The sequence below is a fragment of the Pseudomonas sp. R3.Fl genome, from assembly GCF_023516765.1.
Taxonomy (GTDB): domain Bacteria; phylum Pseudomonadota; class Gammaproteobacteria; order Pseudomonadales; family Pseudomonadaceae; genus Pseudomonas; species Pseudomonas citronellolis.
Genome location: NZ_JAMGSO010000001.1, coordinates 2,970,678 through 2,990,765, shown reverse-complemented (window position 1 = coordinate 2,990,765; position 20,088 = coordinate 2,970,678). Strand labels below are relative to the sequence as shown.

General features: G+C 66.9%; 14 protein-coding genes. 10 read left to right on the top strand and 4 right to left on the bottom strand.

Translation table 11 applies throughout. The features are described from left to right. Positions 1-46: 46 nt before the first annotated feature. The 4 genes from M8R19_RS13145 (at position 47) to M8R19_RS13130 (ending at position 7,119) form a co-directional block, all read left to right on the top strand. Entirely contained in the window at positions 47-274 is a 228-nt protein-coding gene (locus M8R19_RS13145; RefSeq protein WP_249917997.1) for a hypothetical protein, read from the top strand. Between the two features lie 304 nt (positions 275-578). Then, on the top strand, positions 579-2,384 hold the full coding sequence (locus M8R19_RS13140; RefSeq protein ID WP_249917996.1) for a phenylacyl-CoA dehydrogenase: 1,806 nt from the start codon (positions 579-581) through the stop codon (positions 2,382-2,384). 941 nt (positions 2,385-3,325) lie between these two features. Beyond that, positions 3,326-5,122, top strand: a complete 1,797-nt coding sequence (locus M8R19_RS13135) for an acyl-CoA dehydrogenase C-terminal domain-containing protein (RefSeq protein WP_249917995.1) — start codon at positions 3,326-3,328, stop codon at positions 5,120-5,122. A 218-nt stretch (positions 5,123-5,340) separates the two neighbouring features. Continuing rightward, the gene (locus M8R19_RS13130) at positions 5,341-7,119 is read left to right on the top strand and encodes an acyl-CoA dehydrogenase C-terminal domain-containing protein (RefSeq protein ID WP_249917994.1); all 1,779 of its coding nucleotides are present in this window, start codon (positions 5,341-5,343) and stop codon (positions 7,117-7,119) included. A gap of 630 nt (positions 7,120-7,749) precedes the next feature. On the opposite strand, the gene M8R19_RS13125 is transcribed toward M8R19_RS13130, so the two are convergent. Beyond that, on the bottom strand, positions 7,750-8,640 hold the full coding sequence (locus M8R19_RS13125; RefSeq protein ID WP_043319194.1) for a LysR family transcriptional regulator: 891 nt from the start codon (positions 8,638-8,640) through the stop codon (positions 7,750-7,752). Between the two features lie 100 nt (positions 8,641-8,740). On the opposite strand from M8R19_RS13125, the gene M8R19_RS13120 reads away from it, so the two are divergent. Continuing rightward, positions 8,741-9,442, top strand: coding sequence for an MOSC domain-containing protein (locus M8R19_RS13120; protein ID WP_074984382.1), 702 nt, complete (start codon positions 8,741-8,743; stop codon positions 9,440-9,442). Positions 9,443-9,824: 382 nt separating this feature from the next. On the opposite strand, the gene M8R19_RS13115 is transcribed toward M8R19_RS13120, so the two are convergent. Next, positions 9,825-10,526: a transcriptional regulator FNR gene (locus tag M8R19_RS13115; RefSeq protein ID WP_009615508.1), complete on the bottom strand. Its 702-nt coding sequence runs from the start codon at positions 10,524-10,526 to the stop codon at positions 9,825-9,827. Positions 10,527-10,753: 227 nt separating this feature from the next. Between M8R19_RS13115 and M8R19_RS13110 the strand changes: the two genes are divergently transcribed. From M8R19_RS13110 to M8R19_RS13100, 3 genes are read left to right on the top strand one after another with little or no spacing between them, the layout of a single operon-like run. Next, positions 10,754-12,043 (top strand): NAD(P)/FAD-dependent oxidoreductase, encoded by a 1,290-nt coding sequence (locus M8R19_RS13110; RefSeq protein WP_249917993.1) that lies wholly within the window; start codon positions 10,754-10,756, stop codon positions 12,041-12,043. Between the two features lie 19 nt (positions 12,044-12,062). Continuing rightward, positions 12,063-12,611 (top strand): helix-turn-helix domain-containing protein, encoded by a 549-nt coding sequence (locus M8R19_RS13105; RefSeq protein WP_043319201.1) that lies wholly within the window; start codon positions 12,063-12,065, stop codon positions 12,609-12,611. A gap of 36 nt (positions 12,612-12,647) precedes the next feature. Next, positions 12,648-13,997, top strand: coding sequence for a glutamine synthetase family protein (locus M8R19_RS13100; RefSeq protein ID WP_249917992.1), 1,350 nt, complete (start codon positions 12,648-12,650; stop codon positions 13,995-13,997). Between the two features lie 190 nt (positions 13,998-14,187). On the opposite strand, the gene putA is transcribed toward M8R19_RS13100, so the two are convergent. Next, the gene (gene putA, locus M8R19_RS13095; RefSeq protein WP_249917991.1) at positions 14,188-18,123 is read right to left on the bottom strand and encodes a trifunctional transcriptional regulator/proline dehydrogenase/L-glutamate gamma-semialdehyde dehydrogenase; all 3,936 of its coding nucleotides are present in this window, start codon (positions 18,121-18,123) and stop codon (positions 14,188-14,190) included. Between the two features lie 355 nt (positions 18,124-18,478). Here putA and M8R19_RS13090 point away from each other — a divergent pair, with 355 nt between their 5' ends. Beyond that, on the top strand, positions 18,479-18,637 hold the full coding sequence (locus M8R19_RS13090; RefSeq protein WP_009615518.1) for a YqaE/Pmp3 family membrane protein: 159 nt from the start codon (positions 18,479-18,481) through the stop codon (positions 18,635-18,637). A 290-nt stretch (positions 18,638-18,927) separates the two neighbouring features. On the opposite strand, the gene M8R19_RS13085 is transcribed toward M8R19_RS13090, so the two are convergent. After that, positions 18,928-19,416 (bottom strand): BRO-N domain-containing protein, encoded by a 489-nt coding sequence (locus M8R19_RS13085; RefSeq protein WP_058073292.1) that lies wholly within the window; start codon positions 19,414-19,416, stop codon positions 18,928-18,930. A 458-nt stretch (positions 19,417-19,874) separates the two neighbouring features. Between M8R19_RS13085 and M8R19_RS13080 the strand changes: the two genes are divergently transcribed. Beyond that, positions 19,875-20,057, top strand: coding sequence for a type II toxin-antitoxin system HicA family toxin (locus tag M8R19_RS13080; protein ID WP_009615522.1), 183 nt, complete (start codon positions 19,875-19,877; stop codon positions 20,055-20,057). The last annotated feature ends 31 nt before the right edge of the window (positions 20,058-20,088 follow it).

Sequence of the window (20,088 nt, the reverse complement as noted above, 5' to 3'; positions counted from 1 at the left end):
CGATCCTGTTTGAATAGGCGGCAGGTTCCAGCGAGGAAGATCGACCATGGAAATCTCCGGTAACGCATTCAGTGCCGGTCTGCAGGGGCTGCAACGCGGCCTGCAGCAGGTCGACCGTGCCGCCGCCCAGGTGGCCGCGCAGCCCGTGGCCAAGGACGACATCGCCCGGCCCGCCGTGGACATGGAAATGAACAAGTACGCCGCCCTGGCGTCCAGCCGCGTCCTGCAGACCGCCGACGAAACCCTCGGGACGCTGATCGACATCAGCGTCTGACGCCTTTCCTCCCTTCAGAATTTCCTTTCAGCGGATTCGGGTAGTCGCCTGTCGACGGCCTGCGGCTGGGCTTTACTTGTCCCTATCGATACCCGCAAACGCAGCGCTCTGGCTCGAGCCCTCGCGCGTGACCGGGCGGTCGGTTGGCGCGCTTGACAAGGGTAGGGCGTAAACGTATGTTTCAAACGCCTGTTTGAGAGTCGAGGCGCGCGGCGCATCGGCTGGGCGGCCGGGAACGCTCCCGCACAGCGACCGCAAGCACCGGTCGCCCATTAACCAGAACCCTTCGTAGAGGTTTACCGCTATGCCTGATTACAAGGCCCCCTTGCGTGATATCCGTTTCGTTCGCGACGAGCTGCTGGGCTACGAAGCGCACTACCAGAACCTGCCGGGCGCCCAGGACGCCACGCCGGACATGGTCAATGCCATCCTCGAAGAGGGTGCCAAGTTCTGCGAACAGGTGATCGCTCCGCTGAACCGCGTCGGCGACCAGGAAGGCTGCACCTGGAGCCCCGAGGGTGTGAAGACCCCCACCGGCTTCAAGGCGGCCTACGAACAATTCGTCGAAGGCGGCTGGCCGAGCCTGGCCCATGACGTCGAGCACGGCGGCCAGGGCCTGCCGGAATCCCTGGGCATGGCCATCAGCGAGATGGTCGGCCAGGCCAACTGGTCCTGGGGCATGTACCCGGGCCTGTCCCACGGCGCCATGAACACCCTGCACGCCCACGGCACCCCGGAGCAGCAGTCCACCTACCTGACCAAGCTGGTGTCCGGCGAGTGGACCGGCACCATGTGCCTGACCGAGCCGCACTGCGGCACCGACCTGGGCATGCTGCGCACCAAGGCCGAGCCCCAGGCCGACGGCACCTACAAGGTCACCGGCACCAAGATCTTCATTTCCGCCGGCGAACACGACATGGCCGACAACATCGTCCACATCGTGCTGGCCCGCCTGCCCGACGCCCCGCAGGGCACCAAGGGCATCTCGCTGTTCATCGTGCCGAAGTTCCTGCCCAACGCCGAAGGCGGCGTAGGCGAGCGCAACGCCGTTTCCTGTGGCTCCATCGAGCACAAGATGGGCATCCACGGCAACGCCACCTGCGTGATGAACTTCGACGCCGCCACCGGCTTCCTGATCGGCCCGCCGAACAAGGGCCTGAACTGCATGTTCACCTTCATGAACACCGCTCGCCTGGGCACCGCCCTGCAAGGCCTGGCCCACGCCGAGATCGGTTTCCAGGGCGGTATCGCCTACGCCCGCGAGCGTCTGCAGATGCGTTCGCTGACCGGCCCGAAGGCCCCGGAAAAGGCCGCCGACCCGATCATCGTGCACCCGGACGTGCGCCGCATGCTGCTGACCGCCAAGGCGTTCGCCGAAGGCAACCGCGCCATGCTGTACTTCGCCGCCAAGCAGGTCGACATCGTCCAGCGCAGCCAGGACGAAGAGCAGAAGAAAGCCGCTGACGCGATGCTGGCCTTCCTCACCCCGATCGCCAAGGCGTTCATGACCGAAGTCGGCTTCGAAGCGGCCAACCACGGCGTGCAGATCTACGGCGGCCACGGCTTCATCGCCGAGCACGGCATGGAGCAGAACGTCCGCGACAGCCGCATCTCCATGCTGTACGAAGGCACCACCGGCGTTCAGGCGCTGGACCTGCTGGGCCGCAAGGTGCTGATGACCCAGGGCGAGGCGCTCAAGGGCTTCACCAAGATCGTGCACAAGTTCTGCCAGGCCAACGAAGCCAACGAGGCCGTCAAGGAACTCGTCGCGCCGCTGGCCGCGCTGAACAAGGAGTGGGGCGAACTGACCATGAAAGTCGGCATGGCCGCCATGAAGGACCGCGAGGAAGTCGGTGCCGCTTCGGTGGACTACCTGATGTTCTCCGGCTACGCCTGCCTGGCCTACTTCTGGGCCGACATGGCCCGCCTGGCCGCCGAGAAACTGGCTGCCGGCACCAGCGAGGAGGGCTTCTACAAGGCCAAGCTGCAGACCGCGCGTTTCTACTTCCAACGCATCCTGCCGCGTACCCGCACCCACGTTGCCGCCATGCTGTCCGGCGCGGGCAACCTGATGGACATGGCCGAGGAAGACTTCTCCCTCGGTTACTGATGGCCAGCGGCCGCTTCCGGCGGCCGCTCCGCCTTCCGGCGTAATGCTGTTCAGTTAAGAAAGAATGCCGTTTCTCTGTTTGGGGGAAACGGCATTTTTTTATGTGGGAGGGGCTGTGGCTTCGTTTGCAAATTCTGCCCCCTCGCTCCGATCCTCACCCCCGTCATTCCTGCGAACGCGGGAACCCAGAGACTTCTTGTTTGGGTGTGTTTGCGCCGCTCCGAGTGTTCGGATGTCTCTGGTTTCGCCCCCTCGGGCGAGTCCCTTTTGTCAAACGCCACAAAAGGAACCAAAAAGGCTTGCCCCGCATACGGGCCCGATGGAGCCGGGCTACCCTCACGAACTCCCCCGCCACGGAGGCCCGCCCCGAGGGTACGTCCCTGTAGCCCGCGGGGCTCTCGCGACATCCATGTCGCATGACCTCCTGAGCGCGGGTTTCGCTCGGCCTTCTGAAGGGGCGTTCCGGTGCGCTCGGCTATTTCTCTGGAAGTCCAAGAGCAAACGCGCTTTTGCTTTTGCTTTTCGTAGGAGCGAGCTTGCTCGCGAACCCGCCAGTCACTGGATTCCCGCGTTCGCGGGAATGACGGGGGATGGTTAGGCATTTCAGGATGACTCAGGATTCTCCACCCACTCCGAACGGCCCCCTCTCCCTCCGGGAGAGGGCTGGGGTGAGGGAGCGGAGCCAGGCCTGGGCACCTCCGCTAATCCAACGCATCGCTTGAATGAACAACATTTCGCCATATGGCAGGCTTTTTTGCGCTGTTGCAGGCGGTGGGCGCCCTACAGCCAGAACTATCCCAGCACGCTGCGCAGCCCCTGGGACGGCGCCGGTTATGGCCGCGCATTCATCGCGCGCAGAGTGATTGCCGGGGCTTTCCGGCGCACAGTAGGTTCGGGGTTGATCCGCGCCGCTTTGGCGCCGAACCGACTGGAGAACCGCCATGCCCGAGTACAAGGCTCCCCTGCGCGACATGCGCTTCCTGATCGACGAAGTCTTCGACTTTGCCGGCCGCTACCAGGCCCTGGGAGCGACCGACGCCAGCCCGGACATGGTTTCCGCCATCCTCGAGGAGGGCGCCAAGTTCTGCGAGCAGGTGCTGGCCCCGCTGAACCGTTCCGGCGACGAGGAAGGCTGCCACTTCGACAACGGCGTGGTGACCACGCCCAAGGGCTTCAAGGAGGCCTTCGCGCAGTACGTCGAGGGTGGCTGGAACGGTGTGTCCTCCGACCCGGCCTACGGTGGCCAGGGCCTGCCGCATTCCCTCGGCCTGCTGGTCAGCGAGATGATCGGCGCGGCCAACTGCTCCTGGGCCATGTACCCCGGCCTGACCAAGGGCGCCATGGCCGCCATCCACGCCCACGGCAGCGCCGAGCAGAAGCAGGCCTACCTGCCGCGCATGACCGCCGGCACCTGGACCGGCACCATGTGCCTGACCGAACCGCACTGCGGTACCGACCTAGGCATCATCAAGACCCGCGCCGTGCCCAACGCCGACGGCAGCTACGCCATCAGCGGCACCAAGATCTTCATCTCCGCCGGCGAGCACGACCTGAGCGAGAACATCATCCACCTTGTGCTGGCCAAGCTGCCCGACGCGCCGGCCGGCACCAAGGGCATCTCGCTGTTCATCGTGCCCAAGTTCCTGCTCGACGCCAGCGGCGAGGCCGGCGCGCGCAACGCCGTGGCCTGTGGCTCCATCGAGCACAAGATGGGCATCAAGGCCTCGGCCACCTGCGTGATGAACTTCGACGGCGCCACCGGCTACCTGATCGGCGAGGCCAACAAGGGCCTGGCCTGCATGTTCACCATGATGAACCACGCGCGCCTGGGCACCGGCATGCAGGGCCTGTGCCTCGGCGAAGTGAGCTACCAGGGCGCCGTGAAGTACGCCCAGGAGCGCCTGCAGATGCGCGCCCTGACCGGACCCAAGGCGCCGGACAAGCCGGCCGACCCGATCATCGTCCACCCCGACGTGCGGCGCATGCTGCTGACCATGCGCGCATTCAACGAGGGCAACCGCGCCCTGGCCTACTTCACCGCGCAACTGCTGGACATCGAGCACCTGTCCGACAACGCCGAGGAGCGCGAGCAGGCCGCCAACCTGCTGGCCTTCGTCACCCCGATCTGCAAGGCCTTCATGACCGACACCGGGCTGGAGGTGACCAACCACGGCATGCAGGTGTTCGGCGGCCACGGCTTCATCCGCGAGTGGGGCATGGAGCAGTTGGTGCGTGACTGCCGCATCGCCCCGATCTACGAAGGAACCAACGGCATTCAGGCGCTGGACCTGCTGGGCCGCAAGGTGCTGGGCAGCCAGGGCAAGCTGCTGCTGGGCTTCACCAAGCTGGTCCACCAGCTGTGCCAGGCCAATGCCGAGCACCCGCAGCTCAAGGCCCAGGTGGCGCAGTTGGCGGCGCTGAACAAGCAGTGGGGCGAGCTGACCCAGAAGGTCGGCATGGCGGCCATGAAGAACCCCGACGAAGTCGGCGCGGCGGCGGTGGACTACCTGATGTTCTCCGGCTACGTCACCCTCGGCTACTTCTGGCTGCGCATGGCCCTGGTGGCCCGGCAGAAGCTGGAGGAGGGCGCCGCCGAGGCGGACTTCTACCAGGCCAAGCTGGCCACCGCGGACTTCTACTTCGCCCGCCTGCTACCGCGCGCCGCGGCGCACCTGGCGGCGGTGGAGGCCGGTGGCGAGACGCTGATGCGCCTGTCCGCCGAGCAGTTCGCCCTCTGATCGCGGCGCCAGCGGCCCCGGTTGCCCCAGGGTGGCCGGGGCCGCTGGCTGTCCGGTGGATAAATATTGTGACCAATAATTAATTATTCGTTCACAACATGACGCTATGTCTCTGAAGTGTTTGCGGAGTAAGCTCCGCCGGCGTACCCTTGCGTACCTTCTATCCTGAATACCGCTGGCTGCTTGTTCAGCCGTTGTTTCGCTCGAGGATTCCCAACATGGCTGACTACAAAGCACCCCTGCGCGACATGCAATTCGTCCTCAACGAAGTCTTCGAGGTCAGTAAGCTGTGGGCCGAACTACCCGGCCTGGCCGAGATCGTCGACGTCGATACCGCCGGCGCCATTCTCGAGGAAGCCGGCAAGGTCACCGCGGGCGTGATCGCCCCGCTCAACCGCAGCGGCGACGAGGAAGGCTGCAGCTGGAGCGCCGAGGGCGTGAAGACCCCGGCCGGCTTCCCCGAGGCCTACCGCACCTACGCCGAAGGCGGCTGGGTGGGCGTGGGTGGCTCGCCGGAGTTCGGCGGCATGGGCATGCCCAAGGTGATAGGCGCGCAGGTCGAGGAAATGGTCAACTCGGCCAACCTGTCCTTCGGCCTGTACCCGATGCTCACCGCCGGCGCCTGCCTGTCGCTGCTCAACCACGCCAGCGAAGAGCTCAAGGCCAAGTACCTGCCGAACATGTACGCCGGCACCTGGGCCGGTTCCATGTGCCTGACCGAACCCCACGCCGGCACCGACCTGGGCATCATCCGCACCAAGGCCGAGCCCCAGGCCGACGGCAGCTACAAGGTCAGCGGCACCAAGATCTTCATCACCGGCGGCGAGCACGACCTGACCGAGAACATCGTCCACCTGGTGCTGGCCAAGCTGCCCGACGCGCCGGCCGGCTCCAAGGGCATCTCGCTGTTCCTGGTGCCGAAGGTGCTGGTCAACGAAGACGGCTCCCTGGGCGAGCGCAACGCCGTGTCCTGCGGCTCCATCGAGCACAAGATGGGCATCAAGGCCTCGGCCACCTGCGTGATGAACTTCGACGGCGCCACCGGCTGGATCGTCGACGCGCCGAACAAGGGCCTGGCGGCCATGTTCACCATGATGAACTACGAGCGCCTGGGCGTCGGCATCCAGGGCCTGGCCACCGGCGAGCGTTCCTACCAGAGCGCCGTGGAATACGCCCGCGAGCGCATCCAGAGCCGCGCGCCGACCGGCCCGGTGGCCAAGGACAAGGCCGCCGACCCGATCATCGTGCACCCCGACGTGCGCCGCATGCTGCTGACCATGAAGGCGCTGAACGAGGGCGGCCGCGCCTTCTCCAGCTACGTCGCCATGCAGCTGGACACCGCCAAGTACAGCGAGGAGCCGACCACCCGCAAGCGCGCCGAGGACCTGGTGGCGCTGCTGACCCCGGTGGCCAAGGCCTTCCTCACCGACATGGGCCTGGAAACCACCGTCCACGGCCAGCAGGTGTTCGGCGGCCACGGCTTCATCCGCGAGTGGGGCCAGGAGCAGCTGGTGCGCGACTGCCGCATCACCCAGATCTACGAAGGCACCAACGGCATCCAGGCGCTGGACCTGATGGGCCGCAAGATCGTCGGCAGCGGTGGCGCCTTCGCCAAGCTGTTCAGCGACGAAATCCGCGCCTTCACCGCCTCGGCCGGCGCCGAGCTGGCCGAGTTCACCGGCCCGCTGAACGCCGCCGTGCAGAACCTGGAAGAACTGACCGCCTGGCTGCTGGACCGCGCCAAGGCCAACCCCAACGAGATCGGCGCGGCCTCGGTCGAATACCTGCACGTGTTCGGCTACACCGCCTACGCCTACATGTGGGCGCTGATGGCCCGCGCGGCGCTGGGCAAGGAAGGCCAGGACGACTTCTATGCCAGCAAGCTGGGCACTGCGCGCTTCTACTTCGCCCGCCTGCTGCCGCGCATCCACTCCCTGACCGCCTCGGTGAAAGCCGGCAGCGAGTCGCTGTACCTGCTCGACGCTGCGCAGTTCTAAGTCGCTCAACCTGACAGGGCCCCGCTTCGGCGGGGCCTTGTCGTTTCAGGGGCGCAACGGTTTTGTAAGCCTAGGCTTACACGCCGTGGTGTCATTTGGCGTCTATCGGCTCGTCGGCGCGAGGGGTAATCTTCTCCTCAGTCAGGACATTGCGCAGGAAGCGCCAACGACAAAACGGAAAGAAAGGGATTCCACCACGGACGGTGGCTAGCACGGATGTCAGGATATCGGTCTGCAAAACCCCGCTCGCAAGGCGGGGTTTTCTTTTGCCTGCGATTTTTGTAGGAGCGGGCCCTGCCCGCGATTCGCGCGCAGGGCGCGCTCCTACAGGGGGAATGGCGTGGGTGGGCCGGCGTAGGAGCGGATCTCATCCGCGATCCGCGCTGGGACGCCCGGCTATCGCGGACAAGGTCCGCTTCTATGGGGGAGGAATACCGTGCCTCCCGGCAACCTGTAGGAGCGGGCCCTGCCCGCGATTCGCACGCAGGGCGTGCTCCTACAGGGGGACGGTGCGGGTGGGGCGGCGTAGGAGCGGATCTCATCCGCGAAACGCGCCGGGACGCCCGGCTATCGCGGACAAGGTCCGCTCCTACGAAGAGCACTCCGGCGCGGCCTGCAAGACCGGTGCGCCTACGAAAAACTCTGCACCACGCCTTCCAGCAGCGAGCGCAGCAGCTCAACGGTGCTGTGCTGGCGCTGTGCATCGCGATACACCAACCCCACGCTCAGCGGAATGCGCGGCTCGCTCAACGGCTTCCACAGCAGGTCGCGGTTGCTGTGCAGTTGCCGCGCGCGGCCCGGCAGCACCGTGGCGAAGCGGCTGTGGGGCAGGCTGTCGAGGATGCCGCTCATGTGGTTCAGCTCGGCCTGCACCCGCGGCCGGCGGCCGATGGCGGCCAGTTGTTCCTGCCAGATCTGCCGGGCGCGGAATTCCTCGCCGAGCAGCAGCATCGGCAGCTCCGCGGCCTGGGCCAGGGACACCTTCTTGAATTCGCGCAACGGGTGGTCGGCGGGGATCACCAGTTGCAGCTCGTCCGGGTACAGCTCCACGCCGTGCAGCGCCGGCTGGCGCGGCGGCAGGAAGCCGATGCCGATGTCCAACTGCCCGGCCAGCAGCCGGCGCTCGATCTCCACCCCGGACAGTTCGTAGATGCGCACCTGCAAATGCGGCTGCGCGGCGTGCAGGCGTTCCACCAGGTAGGGCACCAGGCTGGCGTTGACCGTCTGCAGCACGCCAATGGCCAGGCTGCGCGCGGCCTGGCCGCGGAAGCCGCGCAGGGCCTCGTGGGCGCGCTCCAGGCCTTCGAGCAGCGGCACGGCATGGTTGTACAGCGTGTGCGCCGCCACGGTCGGCACCAGGCGTTTGCCGACGCGCTGGAACAGGGCCACGTCGAGGCTCCGCTCCAACTGGCGGATCTGCTGCGACAGCGCCGGCTGCGACAGGGCCAGGCGCTCGGCGGCACGGCCGACGTGGCCTTCCTCGTAGAGCGCGACGAAATAGCGGAGCTGGCGGAAATCCATAAGCGTGGCTTATCAACGAAACTGGAAAATCGAAATGGATAGGAGCCTATCCGAGGCTCTAGTCTAGTGCCTGTCCACTGCTGCAGACGGGTAGACAAAGGTGGAAGGCATCGTCATCCAGGGTGTTTTCATAGGCAAAGTCGAAGAGTGCTGGGGCGGCCTGGTCAGCGCCATCGACAAGCTGGAAACCCGCGAGGAAGTCTGGCTGGGCAGCGAAGGCCTGCCCGGCGACGAACAGGCCGACCTGCGCCACCATGGCGGCCTCGACCGCGCGCTGCACCACTACCCGGCCGAGCATTACCGCCACTGGCGCAAGCAGCACCCGCAACAGCGCTGGCAGCAACCGGCCTTCGGCGAGAACCTCTCGACCTTCGGCATCAGCGAGGCGGACGTGTGCATCGGCGACCTGTTCCGCTGGGGCGATGCGCTGATAGAAGTCAGTCAGCCGCGCTCGCCGTGCTACCGCCTGGGGCGCCGCTGGAACCTCCCGGAACTGCCGCTGGAGTTGCAGCAGCAGGGCCGCTGCGGCTGGTTCTACCGGGTGCGCCGCGCCGGCATGGTCAGCGCCGCCGCGCCGCTGGAGCTGGTGCAGCGGCACTACCCGCAGCTGAGCGTCGCCAGCCTGTTGCGCTGGTACTTCGGCGAACCGCTGGAGCGTTGCGGCCTGCGCCAGATGATGGCGTGCGACGCGCTCTCGCTGCGCTGGCGCAAGACCGCCGCGCAACGCCTGGCCAGTGGCGTGGTGGAAGACTGGACGGCCCGCCTGCAGGGCCCTGAATGCCTGGGCAGCGGCCCCGCCTGACGCGGCGGCTGCCCACAACCTGCCTCGCGCCCGCCCCCGGACGTCGTTTTGGTCCATCGGGGCGGCTTTTATTCCCGGCCGGGGCGTTCTGCCCCGGGACCGGCGGCGGCCTGCCGGCCGCATCGCGGATGAATCCGCTCCTACGCTGCATCAGCCATGGCGTAGCCCATGTAGGAGCGCGCCCTGCGCGCGAATCGCGGGCAGGGCCCGCTCCTACACCCTCAGGCGAACACACACCGTAGGATGGGTTGAGCGGAGCGATACCCATCGCCAATGACCGCATGGGTTTCGCAGGCTCAACCCATCCTACGAAAGAAACCTGGCGCGGCCGTATGCCATCGGCATGCTCCCGTAGGAGCGGACTCCGTCCGCGATAAAGGCCTTACAGCTCGATCTCGCCACCCGCCAGCGCGCACAGCTCGGTGAAGTCGACGATCTCCGTCTCCCGCCCGTTGACCCGCAGCAGGCCGTTCTTCTGCAGGCGGGTGAAGCTGCGTGACACAGTTTCCACCGCCAGTCCCAGGTAGTCGCCGATCTCGTGGCGCGACATGCTCAGGCGGAAGCGCAGGGCGGAGAAGCCGCGCTCGCGGAAGTGTGCGGAGATGTTCAGCAGGAAGGCGGCGATCCGCGAATCGGCGTTGAGCCGCGAGAGCAGCAGCTTCATCTGCTGGTCCTCGCGGATCTTGCGGCTCATCATCAGCAGCAACTGGTGCGACAGCCCGGGAATCTGCTGCGACAGCAGCTCCAACTGGTCGAAGGGAATCTCGCTGCACAGGGTGCTTTCCAGGGCGATGGCCGACACCGGGTAGCGGCCCTCGTCCATGCCGGAGAAGCCGAAGATCTCGTTGGCGTAATAGAAGCCGGTGATCTTCTCCAGGCCCTGCTCGTTGGTGGTCACCGTCTTCAGCGAGCCGGAACGCACCAGGTAGACGTTGTGGAAGGCGTCGCCCTGGCGGAACAGGTGGTCGCCCTTGTGCAGCAGGTGGCCGGGCTTGATGAGGGCTTCCAGCTCCTGGAGCTTGTCGTCGCTGAGGGTGGGCGGTGCCAGTCGGCAATTCTTGCAATAAGGCTGCGGCTTCAGCATCCGATTCATCCGGTTATCCCCTGTACGCCCGACCGAACCGCGTCCGGCGGCCTTTTTATCTCCTAAGAACATAGCAACAGATGGGCGTCTGTCATCCCGCGCGCACGGCCCGGCTTCCCCCTGTCTGGGCTGCCGCGGGTCGCTGTGGATTCGCGCCGGGCTGGCTTCGTGAAATTATTTGTGTTATTTTTCATGAAAAACAAGCATGACAATTTCACGAGGTCGCCATGTTCCTGCAATCCAGCCAGCCCGTCGGCACCTACTACGCCGCCGCCAACCCGGAATTGCTGCAGCCCCGCGCGCAGCTGACGGATGCGCTGGAGGTCGAGGTGCTGGTGATCGGCGCCGGCTTCAGCGGCCTGCACACCGCGCTGCAACTGGCCGAAGGCGGCCGCCAGGTCTGCGTCATCGAGGCCAGCCGCATCGCCTGGGCGGCGTCCGGGCGCAATGGCGGCCAGGCGCTGCCGGGCTGGTCCAGCGACCTCGGTCCGATCGAAGCCGACCTCGGCCATGAAGGCGCCCTGCGCCTGTGGCAGGGCATGCTCTGGGCCGCGCGGGAAATGCGCGACCTGCCGCAGCGCCACGGCTTTGACTGCGACTACCGCGTCGGCCACCTGTGGACCGCCGTGCTGCCGCGCCGCGTCGGCATGCTCGAAGAGTGGCAGGGCGAGGCTGCGCGCCGCTGGGGCTACGAAGGCCTGCAGATGGTTTCCCGCGCCGAGCTGCCGCAGTGGATCGCCAGCGAACGCTACCTGGCCGGCCTGTACGACCCGAACTCCGCGCACCTCAACCCGCTGAAACTGGCCTACGGCCTCGCCGGCGCGCTGGAGAAGGCCGGCGGGCGCATCTTCGAGCAGACCCGCGCGCTGCGCTACAGCGAGCAGGGCAACGGCTACCTGGTCGAGACCGAGCATGGCAGCATCCGCTGCGCCGCCCTGGTGCTGGCCTGCAACGCCTACATCGACGGCCTGGACAAGGAAGTCTCCGCGCGCATCCTGCCGGTGGGCACCTACCAGGTCGCCACCGCGCCGCTGGGCGCGGAGCTTGCGCACTCGCTGCTGCCGAAGAACTGCTGCGTCACCGACAACCAGTTCGTCCTCGACTACTTCCGCCTCACCCCCGACCACCGCCTGCTGTTCGGCGGCGGCTGCACCTACTTGGGCGGAATGCCCTCGGATATCCGCGCCGCCACCCGGCCCTACGTTGAGCGGGTGTTCCCGCAACTGCGCGGGGTGGAGCTGGAATACGCCTGGGGCGGGCACATCGACTGCAGCATGCGGCGTACTCCGGACGTCGGCCGCCGCGGCGACCTCTACTGGCTGCAGGGCTATTCCGGGCACGGCGTGCTGCCGAGCCTGGCCGCCGCCCGCGCGGTCAGCCAGGCCATGCTCGGGCACGGCGAGGAGCTCGACCTGTACCAGCGCCTGAGCAATCCCGGCTTCCCCGGCGGCCAGCGCTTCGCCGCGCCACTGGAAGCCGTCGGCAAAGCCTGGTATCGCTTGCGGGACTTCTTCTGACCCGAGCCGGACAGCGCCTATGCAAGAACACCAGAACGAACACCTCGCGACCCTGATCCGCGACCTGCGCAAGCACAAGAACCTGACCCTCGGCGCCCTGGCCGAGCGCATCGGCCGCTCGGTGGGCTTCCTCTCCCAGGTCGAGCGCGGCCTGTCGCGCCCGACTGTGGCCGACCTCACCGCCATCAGCGAAGCCCTCGGCGTGCCGACCACCTATTTCTACGCCGAGGGGCCGGCGCGCGAGCTGGCCTGGGTGACGCGCCCGGCCGACCGCCGCACGCTGTACTACGCCGGCGGCATCACCGACATCCTCGCCTCGCCGAACATGTCCGGCGGCTTCTCGATGCTCGACAGCATCCTCGCCCCCGGCGCCACCAGCGGCGAGGACCACCTCAACGACAGCTCCGAACAGGGCGGCTTCGTGCTGGAGGGCGAACTGACCCTCTGGTACCAGGACGAGACCGTCACCCTTTACCCCAACGACAGCTTCCAGCTGCCGCCGCACGCGAAATTCCGCTACGGCAACCTGACAGACAAACCAACGAGGGTGCTCTGGATCTTCACCTGAAGGCATCCGGCTGCGCCCGACACAGGCACCAAGAAGATGAACCGCCAAACCTTCCCCGACCTGCTCAGCGAAGTACGCGCCTTCCGCGCCCAGAACCCGGACGTGCGCTACGTCGACCTGATCTGCCTGGACATCCCCGGGCACTTCTACGGCAAGCGCTACCCGGTGGACATGCTGGAGAAAGTCGCCGCCGGCTCGCCCCTGAAACTGCCGCAGAACTGCGTGCTGCTGGGCGTGCAGGGTGGCCTGCACCCGATCGGCGACTACTGCTTCAACGACGGCGACCCGGACGCGCCGCGCCGGCTGATCCCCGGCACGCTCAAGCCGGTGCGCTGGGAGAGCCAGCCGCTGGGGCAGATGATCATCAGCTCCGACGGCACCGAAGCGCCCATCGAGTTCGAACCGCGGGAAGTGCTGGCGCGCGTGCTCAAGCGCCTGGAAGGCAAGGGCATCCGCCCGGTGGTGGCCTTCGAGCTGGAGTTCTACCTGTTCGACAGGAAGCTCAAGGACGGCCTGCCGCAGTACCCGCGCGACCCGCTGTGCGACGACGAGGACGACCAGCCGAACATGCATATCGAGCGCCTGTCGCGCTTCTCCGACGTGCTGCATGAAATCGTCGAAGCCTCGCGCGAGCAGGGCGTGGACGCCAACGTCATCACCGCCGAGATCGGCCCGGGCCAGTTCGAGATCAACTTCGCCCACTGCGAGGACGGCCTGCACGCCGCCGACCAGGCCGCGCTGTTCACCCGCGCCACCCGTGGCGTGGCGCTCAAGCACGGGCACCGCGCCAGCTTCATGAGCAAGCCCTACCTGCACGCGCCGGGCAGCGGCATGCACGTCCACGTCAGCCTGTACGACCGCGACGGCCGCAACCTGCTCGACGGTGACAACCAGCGCCCGCTGCGCCACGCCGTGGCCGGCTGCCTGGAACTGCTGCCGCACTGCATGCCGATCTTCGCCGCCAACCACAACGCCTACCGCCGCTATGGCTCGCGGGTGAACGCGGCGAGCAAGGCCAGCTGGGGCTTCGAAGACCGCGACGCGTGCATCCGCATCCCCGAGTCCGACGGCAGGAACCTGCGCATCGAGCACCGCCTGGCCGGCGCCGACGCCAACCCGTACCTGGTCCTGGCGGCCATCCTCACCGGCATGGAATACGGCCTGGAAGCGGGCAAGGAACCCATCGCCCCGCTCAACGAAGACCGCGACAGCGGCATCGACTTCCCCCGCGACATGCTCGGCGCGGTGGCAGCCATGGAGAATCACCCGATAGTGAAAGAGGGGCTCGGCAGCGAGTTCGTCTTCGTCTACTGCGAGAACAAGCGCCACGACCACCTCGAATTCATGGACGAGGTCAGTGCGCGCGAATACCGCTGGTTCCTGTAGGGAAGGGATGCGGCGGGGAGGGTAGCCCCGCCGCGGCGTCCGCCGGTTGGCTGGACGCGAGGCACGGAATGCCTGGAGGGAAAGCCGCGCTACCGGGCGGGTAGCCCCCTCGACGAGGGCGGTAGCGCGGTTCGCGCCGCAAGGGCGCGGGTGTTGCTGGCGGCGGCCGGGTAGGGCCGCCGCCGTCGCATCAGCCGATGGTCATCAGGCTGGCGTTGCCGCCGGCGGCCGCGGTGTTCACGCTCAGGGCGTGCTCCACCAGCAGGCGTTCCAGCGGTACGTCGGTTTCACCTTTGCCCAGGCCGTGCACGCCAACGATGGCGCCCTTGCGCTTGGCGGCCTGTTCGCACACCTCGCGCAGCTGGTCGGAATCGCCGTGGTGCAGGATGGCGTCGAAGGCGGCTTCGTCGGCGGTCCAGTCGTTGACCAGCTCGATACGCTTCTGCACTTCCTTCGGCAGGCTGTCGCGCAGCTCGCGCTGGCTCGCCGGCCATACCGCCAGGCTGCCCACCGCCAGGGTGGCGGCCAGTTGCACCAGCAGGTCGGCGCGCTCCTCAGCGAGGTTCAATACACGCTCGCGCGGCAGCAGGGTGTAGGTGTTGCGCTCGCCGGTCGGGCCAGTCAGCACGTGGCAGGCGTAGCTCTGCGCCAGGCTGGCGAACTCGTCCGCCACCTTCGCCAGTTCCGGCTCCTGCTTGGCCGCCCAGTCGCGTAGGGCTTGCAGCGCCTTCTCGCGCTCGGCCGGGCGCGGCAGGGCCTGGACGTTGTCGCCGGTCAACTGCCTGGCCACCGCATCGCGCGGGCGGGTCGACAGCAGGCGGAACAGGTACAGCGGGCCGCCGGCCTTCGGGCCGGTGCCGGACAGGCCTTCGCCGCCGAAGGGCTGCACGCCGACCACGGCGCCGACGATGTTGCGGTTCACATACAGGTTGCCGACGTGAGCGTTGCCCACCACCTGGCTGATGGTCTCGTCGATGCGGGTGTGCACGCCGAGGGTCAGGCCGTAGCCGGAGGCGTTGATCTGCGCCAGCAGCTGGTCCAGGTCGGAGCGCTCGTAGCGCACCAGGTGCAGCACCGGGCCGAAGATCTCGCGCTTGAGTTCGTCGAAGCTGTCCAGCTCGATCAGCGTCGGCACCACGAAGGTGCCGCGCTTGAGCGCGTCGCCGTTCACCCGCGCGGCCTGGAAGACCTTGCGGCCCTTGTCGCGCATGGCCTGGATGTGGCGGTCGATGTTGCCCTTGGCTTCGGCGTCGATCACCGGGCCGATGTCCACGTTCAGGTGTTCCGGCGAGCCGAGGGTGTATTCGGCCATGGCGCCCTTGAGCATCTGCACCACGCGGTCGGCCACGTCGGCCTGCACGCACAGCACGCGCAGGGCCGAGCAGCGCTGGCCGGCGCTGTCGAAGGCGGAGTTGATCACGTCCACCACCACCTGCTCGGCCAGCGCCGAGGAGTCGACGATCATCGCGTTCATCCCGCCGGTCTCGGCGATCAGCGGAATGGCGCGGCCCTGGGCGTCCAGGCGGCCGGCGATGTTGCGCTGGAGGATGCCGGCCACCTCGGTGGAGCCGGTGAACATCACGCCGCGCACGCGCTCGTCGCCGACCAGGCGCGCGCCGACGGTTTCGCCGCGGCCCGGCAGCAGCTGCAGCACGCCGGCCGGCACGCCGGCTTCGAGCAGGATGCGCACGGCCTGGGCGGCGATCAGCGGGGTCTGCTCGGCCGGCTTGGCCAGCACGGTGTTGCCGGCGGCCAGGGCGGCGGCCACCTGGCCGCTGAAGATCGCCAGCGGGAAGTTCCACGGGCTGATGCACACCACCGGGCCCAGCGGGCGGTGGCTGTCGTTGGAGAAGGTGCGGGCCTGGGCCGCGTAGTAACGCAGGAAGTCCACCGCCTCGCGCACCTCGGCGATGGCGTTGGCGAAGGTCTTGCCGGATTCGCGCACCAGCAGGCCCATCAGCTGCTGCATCTCGCTTTCCATCTGGTCGGCGGCGCGTTCCAGTACGGCGGCGCGCTCTTCCGGCAGGGTGGACTGCCAGATCGGCCCGTTGGCCTGGGCGCTGAGCAGGGCGTTGTTCACGTCCGCCTCGCTGGCCTCGTGCACCTGGCCGACGACGTCGCGGTGGTCGGCCGGGTTCTTCACCGGCTCGGCCGCGGCGGGCGCCGGGGCTTCGCCGCCGAGCACCGGCTGGGCCACGTAGGCCTGGTTGGTGCTGGTCAGCAGCGCCGAGGAGAGCGAGCCCAGGCGGTGTTCGTTGGCCAGGTCCAGGCCCGCGGAGTTGGCCCGGCCTTCGCCGTAGAGGTCACGCGGCAGCGGGATGCGCGGGTGCGGCAGGCCGAGGGTGCCTTCCTGGGCGGCCATCTGCTCGACCTGCTGCACCGGGTCGGTCACCAGGTCCTGCAGCGAGATGCTGTGGTCGGCGATGCGGTTGACGAAGCTGGTGTTGGCTCCGTTTTCCAGCAGGCGGCGCACCAGGTAGGCCAGCAGCGTCTCGTGGCTGCCCACCGGGGCGTAGATGCGGCACGGGCGGTTGAACTTGCCGTCGGCGACCTTGCCCACCACCTGCTCGTACAGCGGCTCGCCCATGCCGTGCAGGCACTGGAACTCGTACTGGCCGGGGTAGTAGTTCTGCCCGGCGATCTGGTAGATGGCCGACAGCGAGTGGGCGTTGTGGGTGGCGAACTGCGGGTAGATGGCCTCCGGCACCGCCAGCAGCTTGCGCGCGCAGGCGATGTAGGAAACGTCGGTGTAGGGCTTGCGGGTGTAGACCGGGTAGCCCTCCAGGCCGTTGACCTGGGCCAGCTTGATCTCGCTGTCCCAGTAGGCGCCCTTCACCAGGCGGATCATCAGGCGGTGGCGGCTGCGCTTGGCCAGGTCGATCACATAGTCGATCACGTACGGGCAGCGCTTCTGGTAGCCCTGGATGACGAAGCCGATGCCGTTCCAGCCGCTCAGCGATGGCTCGAAGCACAGGCGCTCCAGCAGGTCGAGGGAGATTTCCAGGCGGTCGGCTTCCTCGGCGTCGATGTTGATGCCGATGTCGTACTGCTTGGCCATCTGCGTCAGGCCCAGCAGGGTCGGGTACAGCTCGTCCATCACCCGGTCGTATTGCGCGCGGCTGTAGCGCGGGTGCAGCGCCGAGAGCTTGATGGAGATGCCCGGACCTTCGTAGATGCCACGGCCGTGGGAGGCCTTGCCGATGGCGTGGATGGCCTGCTCGTAGGAGGCCAGGTAGCGCTTGGCGTCCTCGTCGGTCAGCGCGGCTTCGCCGAGCATGTCGTAGGAATAGCGGAAGCCACGGCTTTCCATGTTGGCCGCGTTGGCCAGGGCTTCGCCGATGGTCTCGCCGGTGACGAACTGCTCGCCCATCAGGCGCATGGCCATGTCCACGCCCTTGCGGATCAGCGGCTCGCCGCTCTTGCCGATGATGCGGTTGAGCGAGGAGGTCATGCCCGCCTCGGTGTGGGTGGACACCAGCTTGCCGGTGATCAGCAGGCCCCAGGACGCGGCGTTGACGAACATCGACGGGCTCTGGCCCAGGTGCTGGCTCCAGTTGCCGTTGCTGATCTTGTCGCGGATCAGCGCGTCGCGGGTGGCCTTGTCCGGAATGCGCAACAGCGCCTCGGCCAGGCACATCAGCGCCACGCCCTCCTGGGACGACAGCGAGAACTCCTGCAGCAGGCCCTGCACCAGGCCCTGACGGCCGCCGGCGCTCTTCTGGTTGCGCAGCTTCTCGGCGATGCCCAGGGCCATCTTGTTGGCGGCCTCGGCCTTGTCCTGCGGCAGGCGGGCCTGCTCCAGCAGCATCGGCAGCGCTTCGGTTTCCGGGCGGCGGTAGGCGGAAGTGATGGCGGCGCGCAGCACGGACTGCGGCAGGATGCTCTCGGCGAAGTCCAGGAACACCTGCAGGCCCTGCTCGTTCAGCGCCTCCAGCGATTCCTCGCCGGCCGCGGCGGCCAGGCCGGACTGCGCGGCGGGGGAGAGACCACCCTCGATCTGCTCCAGATAGTTGAAGATCGCCTGCTTGATGATCCAGTGCGGCGTGCGCTCGATGGCTTGGGCGGCTTGCTTCAGACGTTCACGGGTGGCGTCGTCCAGCTTCACGCCAAGGGTGGTGGTGGCCATGGTTGTACCTGTTATTGAAAGTGGGCACGGCGGAAATGTGGCGAGAATTTAAACGCCGGACGACAAAGGTGCAACCAGGTGCAACCAGCCATTGGTCGAACTCGACGGACTGTGTAGAAAGGTGACCATGCCGGCGGATGCAGCGGATGCCCGGCGATCGTTGCAAGAAGCGGACCTTGCCTTGCATTTTAGGAGAGCGGGCATCTGCGCGCTGGGGCGGGAGCGGGGTTGCACCTTTTCGGTACGCAGCGGCCTGACACTGCCCGCAACCATGGCCCGCAAAAGGATTGAACGCCAGCGAAGCGGCCGTGGTCGATGCTGGTGTCAGTAGCCACAGTTACAAGGAGCACCCGCCATGGACCTGATCCGCATCCTCATCGCCATCATCCTCCCGCCCCTGGGCGTGTTCCTCCAGGTCGGCTTCGGCGGGGCGTTCTGGCTGAACATCCTGCTGACGCTGCTGGGGTATATCCCGGGCATCGTGCATGCGGTTTACATCATTGCGAAGCGGTGAAGGCTGCTGCATGGCTGGGGGCGTCGTCGCCGGGGTGGCGTTCGGCAACCCTCTCCCTGAAGGGAGAGGGGACCGTTGGGCAGATGCGGGCGTTTTGGAGTTAGCCGGTTAGCCAGGTAGGTTTCGGCTGAAACCATTATCTCTCTCGGCACGGACAAGCCCCCTCTCCCTTCAGGGAGAGGGCTGGGGAGAGGGAACCCAAGTTAAAAACCGCACCTGACCCAACCTTGACCCCCGTAGGATGGCGTTGAGCGCAGCGATACCCATCACCATGAATACCGCCCCCAACCCTACGACTCCCGCCGAACCTCCCGCTCCATCAACCCCACCGCATCCCCAAACCGCACCCACAACTTCCCCTGCCAATCCAGCACGCTCAACTGCTGCCCCTGCACCCGCTTCACCCTTCGCCGAGGCAAATCCGGATCGCCCTGCCGAGCATCCCGCAACGCCGGCACCACCTCATTGCTCAACCACTGCCGCAAGCCCCGGTTCTCCGGGTGATAGAAATGCACCATCAGCAACGCATACACGCCGCTCTCGCTGACCAGCCACTCACGCGTCACCTCGCCGCCGGCCACCTGCAGGCACTCGAACCGCTGTTGATCGGCATCCAGTTTGTGGATAACCCGCGTGGACACATGGCTGTTGGTCAGCCGCGCCAGGTCACGCCCGACGAACCATGCCTGGTTCTCGATCAGCACCGCCCGCAGGGGCCGGCGATGACGCAGGAACACGGAAGGGACGAGGACGGAATCGGAAGTGGAAGAAAGGCTCATGCTGTCGCTCCTTGCTGCATCGAAGAAGCCGCCACCCAGGCAATCCGGAGAAGGGAGGCGGACCGTGCAAGGGTGGAAAACCGGATAACGAGTAAGCCGGCCGGGCAAACGCCCGCCTCGCACGGTCCGCCAAAAGCGTACAGGGCACTACCGGCACGTCGTGCCTACTTCGCCCTGAAAGAGTGGACCGCTCGTTAATCAGGTTTCCACACCTGGCCACGTCTGATCCGTGGCAGGTGGAACGCTACGCAGCCGTCTTGTAAGACGGCAACGCCAATGCCTCGCAGGAAACTTCCCTGTTTTCAGCTGCTGCCAATCCCATTGCACCGCCCAAAGCCCTGGCGCTCTTCAATTGCGGCGGAGCGCCTGACGGCAAGGTCGAAAGTTGGGTGTGTAGTGTGTGTAGATAATCACAGCCTTGGTGTGTAGCATACACACCAAGGCTGGGCGGAGGGACGATGCGCAGTCGAGAAATCATGGAGTTGATCCGGGCGGATGGCTGGTTCCTGGTTGAGGTGAAAGGCAGTCATCACCAGTTCCGGCATTTCACCAAGAAGGGGCGGGTGACGGTTCCCCACCCCAGGAGCAACCTGCCGATCGGGACCGTGAACAGCATTCTGCGCCAGGCCGGCCTGCGATGAGTCGGCCGTCAGCCCAGGAGGAGGGCATCAA